The organism is Pontibacter lucknowensis (assembly GCF_900156415.1).
Taxonomy (GTDB): domain Bacteria; phylum Bacteroidota; class Bacteroidia; order Cytophagales; family Hymenobacteraceae; genus Pontibacter; species Pontibacter lucknowensis.
Map to the genome: position 1 here is coordinate 842,601 of NZ_FTNM01000001.1, position 13,696 is coordinate 856,296.

General features: G+C 50.0%; 17 protein-coding genes. 7 read left to right on the forward strand and 10 right to left on the reverse strand.

Annotation, left to right across the window (positions count from 1 at the left end; translation table 11 throughout):
* The first annotated feature begins 4 nt into the window (after positions 1-4).
* The 3 genes from BW972_RS03795 (at position 5) to BW972_RS03805 (ending at position 2,926) form a co-directional block, all read left to right on the forward strand.
* Positions 5-346, forward strand: coding sequence for a thioredoxin family protein (locus tag BW972_RS03795; RefSeq protein ID WP_076421131.1), 342 nt, complete (start codon positions 5-7; stop codon positions 344-346).
* Positions 347-419: 73 nt separating this feature from the next.
* Positions 420-1,874, forward strand: coding sequence for a DUF4403 family protein (locus tag BW972_RS03800; protein WP_234986287.1), 1,455 nt, complete (start codon positions 420-422; stop codon positions 1,872-1,874).
* 62 nt (positions 1,875-1,936) lie between these two features.
* Positions 1,937-2,926 (forward strand): YihY/virulence factor BrkB family protein, encoded by a 990-nt coding sequence (locus BW972_RS03805; protein ID WP_040573380.1) that lies wholly within the window; start codon positions 1,937-1,939, stop codon positions 2,924-2,926.
* A 74-nt stretch (positions 2,927-3,000) separates the two neighbouring features.
* On the opposite strand, the gene rlmN is transcribed toward BW972_RS03805, so the two are convergent.
* Both rlmN and BW972_RS03815 read right to left on the reverse strand, forming a co-directional pair.
* On the reverse strand, positions 3,001-4,077 hold the full coding sequence (gene rlmN / locus BW972_RS03810; protein ID WP_076421135.1) for a dual-specificity RNA methyltransferase RlmN: 1,077 nt from the start codon (positions 4,075-4,077) through the stop codon (positions 3,001-3,003).
* 21 nt (positions 4,078-4,098) lie between these two features.
* On the reverse strand, positions 4,099-4,527 hold the full coding sequence (locus tag BW972_RS03815) for an acyl-CoA thioesterase (RefSeq protein ID WP_076421138.1): 429 nt from the start codon (positions 4,525-4,527) through the stop codon (positions 4,099-4,101).
* Positions 4,528-4,841: 314 nt separating this feature from the next.
* Between BW972_RS03815 and mnmD the strand changes: the two genes are divergently transcribed.
* The 3 genes from mnmD (at position 4,842) to BW972_RS03830 (ending at position 6,691) form a co-directional block, all read left to right on the forward strand.
* A complete protein-coding gene (gene mnmD / locus BW972_RS03820) occupies positions 4,842-5,519 on the forward strand; it encodes a tRNA (5-methylaminomethyl-2-thiouridine)(34)-methyltransferase MnmC2 (RefSeq protein WP_007652271.1) in 678 nt (225 codons plus the stop codon).
* A 55-nt stretch (positions 5,520-5,574) separates the two neighbouring features.
* Positions 5,575-6,114, forward strand: coding sequence for a glutathione peroxidase (locus tag BW972_RS03825; protein ID WP_007652270.1), 540 nt, complete (start codon positions 5,575-5,577; stop codon positions 6,112-6,114).
* 271 nt (positions 6,115-6,385) lie between these two features.
* Complete coding sequence (locus BW972_RS03830; protein ID WP_007652269.1) at positions 6,386-6,691, forward strand: hypothetical protein; 306 nt, start codon at positions 6,386-6,388, stop codon at positions 6,689-6,691.
* 122 nt (positions 6,692-6,813) lie between these two features.
* On the opposite strand, the gene BW972_RS03835 is transcribed toward BW972_RS03830, so the two are convergent.
* Positions 6,814-7,404, reverse strand: a complete 591-nt coding sequence (locus tag BW972_RS03835) for a 5-formyltetrahydrofolate cyclo-ligase (protein ID WP_076421140.1) — start codon at positions 7,402-7,404, stop codon at positions 6,814-6,816.
* Positions 7,404-8,981 carry a bacillithiol biosynthesis cysteine-adding enzyme BshC gene (gene bshC / locus BW972_RS03840; RefSeq protein WP_083674062.1) on the reverse strand — a complete coding sequence of 526 codons (1,578 nt, stop codon included), beginning with the start codon at positions 8,979-8,981 and terminating at the stop codon, positions 7,404-7,406. Before bshC ends, BW972_RS03835 begins: the two co-directional genes overlap by 1 nt.
* 251 nt (positions 8,982-9,232) lie before the next feature.
* Here bshC and BW972_RS03845 point away from each other — a divergent pair, with 251 nt between their 5' ends.
* Entirely contained in the window at positions 9,233-9,613 is a 381-nt protein-coding gene (locus BW972_RS03845; protein WP_040573377.1) for a PH domain-containing protein, read from the forward strand.
* A gap of 1 nt (position 9,614) precedes the next feature.
* On the opposite strand, the gene BW972_RS03850 is transcribed toward BW972_RS03845, so the two are convergent.
* The 6 genes from BW972_RS03850 to rpmG all read right to left on the reverse strand — a co-directional run bounded on the left by BW972_RS03850 (position 9,615) and on the right by rpmG (position 13,671).
* Positions 9,615-10,010, reverse strand: a complete 396-nt coding sequence (locus tag BW972_RS03850) for a hypothetical protein (RefSeq protein ID WP_007652257.1) — start codon at positions 10,008-10,010, stop codon at positions 9,615-9,617.
* A 191-nt stretch (positions 10,011-10,201) separates the two neighbouring features.
* On the reverse strand, positions 10,202-11,515 hold the full coding sequence (gene rimO / locus BW972_RS03855) for a 30S ribosomal protein S12 methylthiotransferase RimO (protein WP_076421143.1): 1,314 nt from the start codon (positions 11,513-11,515) through the stop codon (positions 10,202-10,204).
* A gap of 204 nt (positions 11,516-11,719) precedes the next feature.
* Positions 11,720-12,235 carry a hypothetical protein gene (locus tag BW972_RS03860; protein ID WP_076421145.1) on the reverse strand — a complete coding sequence of 172 codons (516 nt, stop codon included), beginning with the start codon at positions 12,233-12,235 and terminating at the stop codon, positions 11,720-11,722.
* A gap of 18 nt (positions 12,236-12,253) precedes the next feature.
* Positions 12,254-13,213, reverse strand: a complete 960-nt coding sequence (ftsY, locus tag BW972_RS03865) for a signal recognition particle-docking protein FtsY (protein ID WP_076421147.1) — start codon at positions 13,211-13,213, stop codon at positions 12,254-12,256.
* A gap of 114 nt (positions 13,214-13,327) precedes the next feature.
* On the reverse strand, positions 13,328-13,480 hold the full coding sequence (locus tag BW972_RS03870) for a DUF4295 domain-containing protein (protein WP_007652248.1): 153 nt from the start codon (positions 13,478-13,480) through the stop codon (positions 13,328-13,330).
* A gap of 2 nt (positions 13,481-13,482) precedes the next feature.
* A complete protein-coding gene (gene rpmG, locus BW972_RS03875) occupies positions 13,483-13,671 on the reverse strand; it encodes a 50S ribosomal protein L33 (protein ID WP_007652246.1) in 189 nt (62 codons plus the stop codon).
* Between the last annotated feature and the right edge of the window lie 25 nt (positions 13,672-13,696).

A 13,696-nucleotide genomic window follows, 5' to 3' on the forward strand; every position in this document is an offset into this window, starting at 1 on the left:
GATCATGACTGTAACTGATATAAATGACGATAAGCTAAGGCAGCTGATATTTGAAAAAGAAAGAGTAATCGTAAAATTCACTGACCCGGCTTGCCCGGTCTGCAAACAGCTTTCCCCTTCTTTTCGAAAGTTCTCCACGGAACCACAATACAGCAGCATCACCTTTGCGCGCATGAGCGCCAGCGAGAATCCAGTATCCAGTCAGGAGGTCAAGCTCACGGGCACGCCATTTTTCGCTTCTTACCTAAAAGGAACAATTCAGGAGTGCGGCATTGTTGACACCGAAGAAGGCATTCGCGCTATGCTGTCCCGGCTTTTACAACCAGCTAGTCCGGAAACCAGATAATAACACATCGGGTCGAGCACGGACAATGGACAAATGCCCTTAACTTGCGCCATAATTTAGAAGGCTATACCGCGTGTTCCGACTCACTACCCTACAGCTTGTTTTTATTTTGTTTGTACTCAACAGCCTGCTTGCATTTCAGGCATGCTCCAGTACTGCTCGCCTGAACACTACTGCCCCAGCGGCTACTGTGTCAAATGCGCCTGTTTATAAGCCGAAGCTCTCCTCTGTCAGTATACCTGTTTCCATCCCATTGGCTACTATCGAAGACAAGCTGAACCAGGAAATCCAGGGCGCCCTTTACAAAGATGACAACCTGGACGATGACAACCTGATGGTGACCGTGCTCAAGAAGGGCCGCATGACCATCCGGGCCGATAAGGACAAACTCTACTTTAGTGTGCCGCTGCAGGTATACGCCAAGGGGCGCTGGCAGTGGGAGCCCTGCAAGGCCTGCCCGTCGTTCAGCAAGACCGAGGCTACTTCTTTCGACATGGTCGTGCGCACTGAGAGCCGCTTTGGCCTGACCGATGACTACAAAGTAAACACCATTACCAGCGGCAATTTTGAGTGGGGCGATACCAAGCCTTATATCAACCTGGGTCCGCTTAAGATCGGCTTGGCCCGTTTTATAGAGCCCGCCATGAAGCAGCAGATGAACACCATCGCCCGCCAGCTGGACAAAGAAATCCAAAGCCGTCTGAACCTGCGCCAGTACGTAGCCAACACCTGGGTGCAGCTGCAGCAGCCTGTGAAGCTGGACGACAACCTCAATGCCTGGCTCACCGTGAATCCGCAAGAGGTGCGCATGGCTCCGCTATACGCTCAGAACGGCAGTTTGCATACCCGCATCGGCATCAGCTCTTTTATACAGGTGAGCACTGACGGCAAGCCACAAACAGAAGTAAACAAGAACCTGCCCCGCCTGATCATCGACAGCAGAATGAGTGACGACATTCAGATTGGTCTGACCGCTACCGTCCCTTATGCCCATGCAAGCAGTCTGATGCAGCAGCAAGTAGCTAACCAAACCTATACCTTCGACGAGGGCAAAAGCCAGCTTACCGTAAAAGACGCCGCCATCACCCCAAGTGGCGAGCAGTTGGTACTGATGCTGGACGTGGACGGCAAAACAAAGGCCGGGCTCTTCACTAAAAAACTGGTAGGCAAGCTATACCTGCGCGGCACACCTTACTACGATGCCCAAACTGCCTCTATCAGGCTGCGTGACGTGGACTATGACCTCGACACCAGGGACATGCTGTTGAATACGGCCAATTGGCTGGCCAAGAACAAGTTCAAGGAGATGATTCAAAGCCAGGTGAACATACCGGTGCAAAGCCAGCTGACTGATGTGCGCAACATGCTGCAGCATACGCTGAACCAGTCAGGTCGCTTGCACGAGTCGGTACTGCTGCGTGGGGCTGTCAGTGAGTTGGCGCTTGAGAATATTTACCTGGGTCCTACAGGTATACAGGCTGTTGTCAATGCCAGAGGTAGCCTTACCGCCACGATTGATAAGCTATAGCATTTCCAACCTAACATTTCCCGCTGTCGTATCAAAAAGCTATCCTGATGCAGACAAGCGATATGACAAAATCTTTAACAGACATTATATTCCCTCTTGTAAAGAATACCTTCAGCGGGTTTCTGGACAACGGTTCTCTTATGTTGGCTGCGGCACTGGCCTTCAATGCCATTTTCTCAATCCCTCCTCTGCTGGTCATCATCATACAGGCCGCCGGGTACTTCCTTGGCGAGAAGGCCGTTTCAGGTGAGCTTTCCAGCCAGATTTCAGAAGCTATCGGGCCCAATGCCGCCGAATCCATTGAGACCATCGTACAGAATGCGGCTTTGAGCGAAGGAGGCGGCATAGCCTTCTGGATAGGTATAGGCACGCTTATCTTCGCATCCACTACGTTTTTTGCTACGTTGCAGGAGTCGCTGAACAGGGTGTGGAACGTGAAACCGAAGCCGACAAACGGCATCGTGAAGATGCTAAAGGTGCGCCTGTTCTCGTTTGGCATTGTGCTGAGCATCGCCCTGCTGATGCTGGTGTCGCTCCTGCTGAGTGCCGTCATTTCGATCCTGAGCGACTACCTCCGCGAGATCTTCGACAGCTACCTGCAGTTTATCTCGCCTGATGTACTGTATTTCCTCATCAAGGCCATGGACTTTGTCCTGTCGGTTGCCATTATAACGGCCCTGTTCTCACTTATTTTCAAGTACCTGCCCGATGCCTTTATCAAATGGAAAGATGTGTGGGTGGGCGCTTTGATCACGGCACTGCTGTTCACCATTGGCAAATTCCTTATCAGCTGGTTCATCAGCACCAGCGACCCGGGCTCAGCCTATGGTGCTGCCGGCTCCATTATCGTGATTTTAGTATGGATCTACTACTCGTCGTTGATTGTGCTGTTCGGAGCGGAGTTCACCCAACAGTATGCCGCTGAGTTTGGCCAGGAGATACGACCCAAGGAGCATGCGGTGCTGTTCAGAGAGCAGGAGATCACCAATAACCCGCACGACATATCCAGCGGCAGACCAAGGCCGGAAGGCAGGTTCAACAAAGCCAGCTGACATAAACCCAAGTAAAGCAAAAGGCCCCTGCTACAGGTATAGCAGGGGCCTTTTGCTTTATCGTTAGCCTAAACTTAAGCAGCGGGCTGTTTCTCTTTTACGGCAAGCTGGCCGCAGGCAGCGTCAATGTCTTTGCCACGGCTGCGGCGCACGTTTACCTGCACGCCACGGTCGGCGAGGTAGTAAATGAAGTTCTGCCAGCGTTCTTCGTCAGTATTTTTGTAGTCGGCGTTCTCAATCGGGTTATACTCGATCAGGTTGATCTTGCAAGGTATAACTTTGGAGAAGCGATACAGCTCTTCCGCATCCTGCAGCGTGTCATTGAAGTTCTGGAACACGATGTACTCATACGTCACCTTGCGGCCTGTCACTTCATGGAAGTGCTTCAGAGCATCGGTCAGTGCCTCCAGTGAGTTCGTCTCGTTGATCGGCATGATCTGGTTGCGCTTCTCGTCGTTGGCGGCGTGCAGCGACAGCGCCAGGTTGGCTTTCACGCCATCATCAGCCATTTTCTTGATCATCTTGGCTATACCTGCCGTGCTCACTGTGATGCGGCGTGCTGCCATACCCAGGCCATCGTGCGCCGTGATGCGCTCGATGCTCTTCATCACGTTGGCATAGTTGAGCATCGGCTCCCCCATACCCATGTACACGATGTTGGTAAGCGGCTGGCCATACTGCTGCATGCTCTGCTCGTTAATGCGCACTACCTGATCGTAGATCTCGGCGGCATCGAGGTTACGCACGCGGTCCATGTAGCCGGTGGCGCAGAACTTGCAGGTAAGCGAGCACCCTACCTGGCTACTCACGCAGGCAGTTTTGCGCTCTTCGTGGGGTATCAGTACACCCTCCACGATGTTATTATCGTGCAGTTTGAAAGCAGATTTGATGGTGCCATCGTTGCTGAGCTGCTTGGTGGCTACCTGCACCGCGTTAATGGCAAAGTGCTGGTCCAGCTTTTCGCGCAGGGCCAGGCTCACGTTATTCATCTCCTCAAACGACTGCGCCGAGTGCTTCCAGATCCACTCATAGACCTGCTTGGCACGGAACGCTTTCTCGCCCTGCTCCACAAGCCATGCCTTCAAGTCGTCGAGCGACAGCTTTCGGATGTCTTTTTTATTTAAAACGGGTATATCTGCAATCAAATTCATACCACAAAATTACAAAAATACTTAGGCTTTAGTTTCAATCCGGGCTTTTACTTCGTTGGGCAGGGCCATTAATTTTCGTTCCTGGTAGTTAAAGCAGAGCATACCCGTCTTGGCACGGGCAACTTCCTTGCCGTTTTGGTTGAGCACATGGTAGGTAATATCGAAGCCATACTTGTGCACATCGTCAAATGCCAGCCGCAGCGTGAGTACATCACCGTAGAAGCCCTCGCCCTTGTACTCAATGGCAACATCGGCCATGATCAGGCTGGCACCGCCCATATCGAGCTCGGTGTAGCCGAAGTGCCTGAGCAATTGCAGGCGTGCCTCGTGCAGAATAGAGAGCAACGCATCGTTGCCCAGATGGGCGCCATAGTTGAGATCAGTAATGCGCACAGGTATAGTTGCCTCGAAGGACACATGTTCAGGTATAGCTACTTTGATGCGGGGCATGTTTTAAATTGTTGATGGTTGAATTGTTAAATTGCTGATGGTTTTATACCCTCTATTGAGAGAGGTCGCTATTCAAAGCCATCTATTCCAAAACGACGAATATGCTCTTCGGGGTATCCATGTCCCGAAGCTTCATGAGGGCAAGGATGTCCGGATCAACTGCGCAGTTTGAGAGTTAGGCCGTTAAATGGTTTAGTGCGTCAATCATTCTTAATCAGCCATTACCGCTATTGATTCCAAATTAGTCATTCCTCACTATTCCTTAATCATTATTCCCCAACCATTGCTTACATTTGTAAAGTAAATAAATAATCATGCATCTCGAAATCAGGCAGACCAAAGACGGCTCCAACACCTTGTACGTGCCCGAACTGAACGAGCACTACCACTCGGTGCATGGTGCTTTGCAGGAGTCGCAGCATGTCTTCATTAAGCACGGCCTGGAGCATGTGCTCAATCTCCGCAAAGACATCAAGATTCTGGAGGTAGGTTTTGGCACCGGCCTCAACGCCATCCTCACTTACCCTTTCGCGCTGGCTCAGAAGGCTTTCATCCAATACGATACACTGGAGAAGTTTCCGCTGGAAATGAAGGTGGTAGAGCAACTGCAGTTTGATAAAGTAATTCTGAACCCCGAGCTGCACGATGCATTTCTGGAACTTCACAAAGCTCCCTGGAACGAGCCGGTTGACGTAATTCCATACTTTACGCTGCAGAAGATCCACGAAACGCTGGAGGAGTTTGTGCCACCGCGTGCTTATTACGACCTGATCTATTTCGACGCCTTCGCTCCCGAGAAGCAGCCTGAGCTCTGGTCTGATAAGATGTTTGATAAGTTATTCCAGGCTACCCGCCCTGGTGGTGTGTTGGTTACTTACTGCGCAAAGGGCTCCTTTAAGCGAAGCCTGAAAGCAGCTGGTTACGAAGTAGAGGCACTCCCAGGCCCTCCGGGCAAGCGTGAAATGACACGCGGCTTCAAACCGGTGGAGTAAAACCTTTTCGCTTATTTTCGGTTGAGGTATAGCAAATACTTAAAACGAAGTAATGATGAGCATGTCAAATCAAAATAGCCCCTTCTATAACCTGTCAGCGACCTCTTTGCAGGGCAAAGAGGTCAATATGGAGAACTTCAAAGGCAAAGTCGTGCTGGTGGTGAACACTGCCAGTAACTGCGGTTTTACGCCACAGTACGAAGGTCTGGAGGAGCTCTATAGAAAGTACAAGGACGATGGCCTGGTGGTGCTGGGCTTCCCCTGCAATCAGTTCGGAAATCAGGAGCCGGGAGGAAAAGAAGAGATTGAACAGGGTTGCCTGGTGAACTACGGCGTGAGCTTCCCCATGATGGAGAAAGTGGATGTGAACGGTCGTAATGCCCATCCGGTATTCCAATACCTGAAGTCAGAGCTTGGAGGACTGTTGGGCAGCCGTGTGAAATGGAACTTCACTAAATTCCTGATTGATGCCAACGGAAATCCGGTGAAACGCTATGCTCCGATCACCAAACCCGAGAAGATAACACCGGATATAGAGCGCTTGCTTCATAAAACAGAAGTAACACCTGACAAGCCAGCGCAAGCTAACAAATAGTATATCAAGGGGTTACAGACCATCCTAAATGTGAAACTTAAATGCCTCCACAGGTATAGAATCCCATTTACTTCAACTTTGATTTATCACAAGTGCCTTCTTATTAAGAAATTACAGCAAAGTTTTATCTTAATAAAGTATAATTCAAGCACTTGCATAAACCATTCAGCATTTTTTTTAATTGTTATACTTCAAAAATTGTTTTATTTCTGGAATTAAGTCTTATTTTGCATTGTCTTAGAGCAATGAAAGCAAATCAACAGGAAGCAAAATGAAGAAATTATTACAGAAAGTGGTGAAGCCTTTCCAGGCGAAGTACGAAGTGGTTTGTACGACTTACCAGGTTATACCTGGCCTGCCAGTGAACAAGAACGAATCCAGACACCAGTTTGAACGCGGCGCAGTAGTAGAAGCCCGTGATTTTTACACAAAAGTGGTGAGCTCAGACATGACCCGCACCATGGCACCTGTTGAAGTGCAGCTGCGCAAAATCTACCTTGGTGGCAAGACAATTGAACAGGCTGAATTCGGTCCTGTAGCTCAGCTTCGCCAGGTGGTAAATGGCAAGAAGAAATAAGGCTCCAGAGAGCCGCAAACAAAAAGCCCCGCTACAGTGATGCAGCGGGGCTTTTTGTTTGCGGCTTATATAACGTTCTGATCTCAGTTGACACCAACCAAGCTCAGGCAGCACTGCGCATACTAACTATGCAACGCTGATGCTTCCGGCCACACCCCGTCGGGCGTTATGGCAAAGTCAAGCGGTACATCATAGACATTTGAGTCGGCTATGCGCTCCACAGGCGGCTCCAGCGACAGCCCTACCTTCACAACATCTGGTCGGCAGTCAGCCAGAAAACGGTCATAAAAGCCTTTGCCATACCCTACCCGATGCCCTTGCTTATCGAAAGCCAGCAAAGGGATCAGCACCAGATCTACTTCGCGGGCGTGGACGATCTCGGCATCCTGCGGCTCAGGTATACCCCAGGCATTTTCTACGAGCACTGACTCTTCCGTTAGCTGATGGTGTGAAAGCGTATGCTGCCCGGCATCCGTTACGGGCACTACTACGCGCACCTCAGGGCACTCCAGCCGTAACCGCTCAATGATGGGCCATGTGTTCACCTCGTTGTTTTTGATAATCGGCAGAAACACGTGCACGGTCTGACCTGCCTGGAGAGGAAAGTGCTGGAAAAACAAGTCGGCTATACGCTGGCTCCGCACAGCCACCTCGTCGACGGACAGGGCACGGCGCCGTTGCAGCATGGTTTTTCGCAGCTCGGCTTTGTGCATTACTCCTCCTCCAATATTGTGAACTTAAACTCCAGTGGGTCAAAAGCCTCTACCAGTGCAGGTATAAAGTTCGGGTGATTGGTCTGGTAAGAGAGCAGGTTGTCCTGACGCTCCTGCAGGCTGCCGTTCGGGAAGAGTTTGTCCTTCAGGTTTTCAAGTTGTTTGAAGGTCTGCTCGTGCTTGCTGTCGCGTGCTTTGGAAAGCTTTTTCTCGAGCATTTGCAATGAATTGTGCGCTTTCTGCTGTTCAGCCGCCACTGCCCTTACCAAGGTTGGGTCAATTCCTTCGGCCAGCGCTTCTACTTGTTTAAACGCTTTGGCTACAGCCTCACGCTGCGTTTCCAGGTTAATCTCCTCTTCGTGTAGCTGCGACGAGAGTTTCTTCTTCAGTTCCTGATAATCCTGGAACAGGTCGATTGGTTCAAGACCCAGTTTGTGCATGCGGTTGGCGTTCGGCTTGCTGATGTACAGGGCCGAGTTTCGCAGCATGATGATCGGGAAGGTTACCTGGTGTGCTTCAAACACTTTACAAAGCTGAAACCAATACGCCACCTCTGCTCCACCGCCAATGTATGCCAGGTTGGGCAGCACCATTTCTTCGAAGAGCGGGCGAAGGATCACATTCGGGCTAAAACGTTCCGGGTGCTGCTGTGCCTCCTGCAGCATTTCTTGCTCTGTAAAGCTCAAGTCAGTGTTGAGTACCTTATACCTGTCGCCTTCCTGCACAATGCGTTCGCGCATGCCGTCCTGCAGGTAAAACAGGTTGATCTCACGTGAAAACACCTGCGGTTTGTAGCCTAGCTGCTCTAATTGCGAGTTTGTCGCTTCCACCAGCTTATTAGACAGCTGCTCGGTCACTTCCTTCTCCACTACAGGTATAAGCGCCTTCTTCAGCTCTTTGTGATCACCGTCGATGCTTACCAGACCATACTCGCCAAACAGGGCATGTGTGATGGCAAGGGTTGCGTCGGCCAGTGTCTTGCTGTTGCGGTAAGCGTCTTCAAATATCGGGAAAGCCTCCGGCAACTCTTCCAGTACCTTGTCGAGTCCGTTTGTTGCGAATCGGCCCACGGCACCGGTCTGTTCAGACTCCCAGGTATAGCGCTTACCAAACAGGTTGAAGTGGTTGATCTCCGCGAAGTCGTGGTCTTCAGTGGCCATCCAGTATACCGGCACGAAGTTGTAATCCGGGTAAGCTGCCTGTAACTGGCGACAGGTGTTGATGGCCGTCACGATCTTATACACAAAGTAAAGTGGCCCTGTGAAGATGTTGAGCTGGTGCCCTGTGGTGACGGTATAGGTGTTGGGCTGCTGTAACAGCTCCAGGTTTTGCTGCACAACTGGGTGGATATCTGCTAAAGAAACATACTGCTCCTGTAGCGCCTGATATAAGGTGTGGCGTTGGGCTACCGAGAACTGCTTCTCCCTGATCTGTTCGCTAAAAGCCTCCAGCGTCGGGAAGCGGTGATAGAACGTCTTTAGCTTTTCGCTTTGTGACAGGTAATCGGCTATCGTCTGGGAGAAAGCGCCAGTAGCGGCATAGTCTACTTTGGTGATTTTCATATCAGTTACTTCCATCTGCTCTGTTTTGTGGCTTTATGCTGTGTGGCTATACCTGGAGGGTATAACAAACACGTTCACCTATGTTGCGCCACAAAGTACGTGTTTTTTATTTTCGATCTATAGCTGATACGATAGAAAACAGGTATAGGCGGGCGGAATCTGAATTTAGGCACTCACCGCTCTCGCTCCAAAAGCTTTCATAGCAAGGGCTTTAGTGGACAAACTAAAGGTATAAAGTCCGTATACTTAGCTAAAAATCAAACGATATGGGATTATTGAACGGATTAATGGGTCATGCATCAGCTGTGCCTGTCGAAAAACTCACAAAAGAATTTCAGCCCATCCTGCTCGATGATGAGCAGATTGAAAAGGCTTTCCGCCTGATTCGGGACATGCTGGTGTTCACGAACAAGCGACTGATCGTAGTGAATAAGCAGGGTATAACGGGTTCTAAAATTGAATACCAAAGTGTGCCTTATGCCAGCATCAAGATGTTCTCAAAAGAGAGCGCCGGCATGCTTGACTTCGATGCCGAATTGAAGATCTGGCTGACAGGTGAAGCGTCGCCCACTATCAAGCAGGAATTCCGCAAAGGCGATAATGTGAATGAGGCTTACAAAGTGCTAAGCAGGTATGTGCTGAAATAAACTAGAGTGAATTGAGCCAGCCCTCAGCATTTTCGGCTGTTTCAAATCCATTCGCAATTCCATCCCGCACCATCTGGATGGCCCTGTCAGTGGAGAGCCGACTGAAGTAGTCTTGCGAATAAACAGCGGCATGGTATTGCAAACCAGCCTGCTCGGCACGTGGGTGCCAGTCATACGCCAGCCAATCTGTTAAATCCACCCATAGTCCTTGCACGTCGTAGTGGTTGTCGAGCAGTTTGTGGCAGCGCTCTTTTTGCAGGAAAAACAGAATCTGCTCATATCCCTGTTTGATGACCTCGCTGGTAAAGGCGCCATGCCAGGTAGCTGCAATGTAATCTTCCACCGCATTATACTCGAGTGTAAGGGAATCAGTAGTGAGTAATTTGATGTGCCGCATATAGGTGGGAAAAGATTTGCAGCGTCTAAAACTGCTCCTTGAACTATATTTAGGTTTCTGAATACCATAATACATAATTCCGGGCTATAAACAAAAAAGGAAATTCCCTGTTGGCCGTAGCTCACAGGGAATTTCCTTTGATGATGGTTATTCGCAGCCTCGGGTTTTTAACGCCCGACCTTTCACTTTCTTTAAAGCACCACCTCTCCGTATAGATCGAAGTCAGAGGCATCCGTGATTTTCACATTGGCGAAGTCTCCCAGACGCACATACTGGCTATCGGCTAGCACAAGCACTTCGTTGTCTACCTCCGGTGAGTCATACTGCGTACGGCCCACGAAGTAGCCGCTTTCTTTGCGGTCGAACAGTACTTTGTAGGTCTTGCCAACCTTCTCTTCGTTCAGTTCTACTGATATACCTTGCTGTAGCTCCATGATGGCGTCGGCACGCCCCTGTTTCACCTCGTCCGGCACATTATCCTCTAAGGTATGGGAATGGGTGTTTTCTTCGTGTGAGTAGGTAAAGATGCCCAGACGCTCAAAACGGGTTTCTTCTACCCAGTCGTAAAGCTCTTGAAAATCCTGGTCCGTTTCGCCCGGGTGGCCTGCTATCAGTGTCGTACGCAAAGCAATGTCTGGTACACGCTGACGAATCTGGTCAACCAGCTCAATAGTGCGACGCTTGCTGATACCGCGGCGCATGGTCTTGAGCATGTTGTCGGAGATATGCTGCAGCGGCATGTCCAGGTACTTGCAGATATTCTCGCGCTCGTTCATCACGTCGAACACCTCCATCGGGAACTGCGACGGATAAGCGTACTGCATCCGGATCCAATCTATACCTTCCACATCCGACAGGTTGCGAAGCAGGTCGGCCAGCTTGCGCTCGCCATAGTGCTGCAAGCCATAGTAAGTCAGGTCCTGTGCAATCAGCACCAACTCTTTTGTGCCCATGCTAGCCAGTCGCTTCGCCTCTTTTACAAGGTCTTCGATCGGACGGTCTACGTGCTTGCCGCGCATCAAAGGGATCGCACAGAAAGAGCAAGGGCGGTTGCAGCCCTCGGCTATCTTAAAGTAAGCAAAGTGCGAAGGCGTCGTGATGAGTCGTTCGCCGATGAGCTCGTGCTTGTAGTCAGCCTCCAGTTTTTTGAGAAGCTGCGGCATTTCAAGCGTACCGAAGTAAGCGTCCACCTGCGGAATCTCTGCTTCCAGCGAGTCCTTGTAGCGCTGCGACAGACAGCCTGTTACGTACAGCTTGTCGATCTGTCCCATCTCTTTGGCCTCGGCGTAGCGCAGTATGGTATCGATGGACTCCTGCTTGGCGTTGTCGATAAAGCCGCAGGTATTCACGATGATGATATTTGAATCGTCCTTCTCAGACTCGTGCGATACGTCAAACTCGTTTGCCCGCAACTGCCCCATCAGCACTTCCGAATCCACCAGGTTTTTAGAACAACCCAGTGTGATCACGTTTACCTTATCTTTCTTTAAACTTCTTACTTTCACTTATCTATGTATTAGCGCGATAATTCCCAATTACTCAAAACCATTGCGGCTGCGCATTAGTTCGATTGGGCAAATGAACTGCAAAAGTACAACATGTTTGGGTAATAAAAGAACGGCCCACCTGTACAGCGGGCTGATTTGTTATTTTCAGGAAACAAGAGGCTTTCGGATTATGATGAAAGCAGCCGAATTACTCTCGGGAGCCTAATAAAATGCGTCGTAATTCACTAAAAACTCTACTTCCGTCACTTCACCTTCTTTCACCTCCACCGGAAAGATGTTCATATCGCCGTCAAGCAGGTTGGCAAATAGTCCGTCTGTCTCTTTTGTGAACAGGCTATACCTGCCAGGCTCCAGACTAATGGCAAAGTTGCCATTTGCGTCTGTCTTCACCTGCTTAATTAAATTGGTCTTAATCGCGGTGTGGAATACACCGTCCTTGGATGTGGTTTGAGAACTGTTGGTCAGTTCGTAAATGTATACGGTGCGCTCCACGCCTTTTCTTCCACTGGATGGTGGTGCATCCGGGGAGGGCATTTGGTTGCCTGCCTCCCATAGAATCTGCCCCCGTATACCTTGCTTGATCTGCATCTGCTGGCCTGTTTGCGTTTTCAACTCCTGCTGCGTGTCCTGCGCTTCTCCCTCCTGCCCCGATGTACCTTGGGTACCGTTACACGTGGTCAGCAACAGCGACAGCCCTATCAGCAGCAATTTCCCCATACAGGCAACAGCTAATTTCTATTTGCGGGAGAAAAACGACTCCACGAACTGGTTCTTGTCGAACAGTTGCAGATCTTCTATCTTCTCTCCTACCCCGATGTATTTCACCGGAATCTTGAACTCGTCAGAAATACCGATCACCACACCGCCTTTGGCCGTTCCGTCCAGCTTGGTAATGGCCAGTGCGGTCACGTCAGTGGCTTTGGTGAACTCACGCGCTTGCAGCAGGGCGTTCTGCCCCGTGCTACCGTCGAGTACCAGCAGTACCTCATGCGGCGTGTCGGCTGTGATCTTCTGCATTACGCGTTTGATCTTCGACAGTTCGTTCATCAGGCCCACTTTGTTGTGCAGTCGGCCGGCCGTGTCGATGATCACGACGTCAGCACCCGTATCCACACCTTTCTTTACGGCATCATAGGCCACAGAGGCTGGGTCGGTGTTCATGCCATGCGAAATAACCGGCACCCCCACACGCTCACCCCAGATGATCAGCTGATCTACGGCGGCGGCACGGAAGGTATCGGCGGCACCGAGTACGACTTTCTTGCCTGCTTTGTGAAACTGGGAGGCCAGTTTGCCGATGGTGGTGGTTTTACCCACACCATTTACACCTACCACCATGATTACGTAAGGCTTGATGCCTGCCGGCAAGTCGAAGTTAGCGCCGTCACCGGCACGGTTCTCCTCAAGCAATGCGGCAATCTCCTCACGCAGGATCTTGTCGAGCTCGCTGGTGCTCACGTACTTGTCGCGGGCCACACGCTTCTCGATGCGGTCGATGATCTTCACCGTTGTCTCTACCCCTACGTCCGCATGTACCAGAATTTCCTCCAGCTCGTCGAGCACTTCCACGTCTACCGTGGATTTGCCCACAACTGCTTTGCTCAATTGCCCGAAAAAGCTGGTTTTGGTTTTCTCTAGACCTTTGTCGAGCGATTCTTTCTTCTGCTCTTTGCTGAAAAAGTCAAAAATTCCCATTTGCGTGTTTTGTAGGGTGAGACGATCTCGGTGTGATACGGTAATATACTAAAAAAGTCCCGGTAAAGGGACTTTTTCATGTATTCTATCTATGTATAAGTAGAGTAGGCTTAATTACTTCTTAAGGAACTCCTGTACTTTGTCAACAGGCACCATCTCTTCTTTAAAGCTGTAAGCACCAGTTTTTGGAGACTTAACGGCTTTGATCACTTTTGCCCAATCTTTACCTGTAGCGGTCTTTAGGGTTGCAACTACCTTCTTAGCCATGGTTATTTAATTTCTTTATGTACAGTTACTTTTTTCAACACAGGATTATACTTCTTAAGCTCTAAACGCTCAGCAGTATTCTTTCTGTTTTTGGTAGTGATGTACCTTGAAGTTCCAGGCATGCCAGTCGCTTTATGCTCTGTGCACTCCATAATTACCTGGATTCTATTACCTTTTGCTTTTTTAGCCATCTCAACAGTAAATTTTTATTTAGGA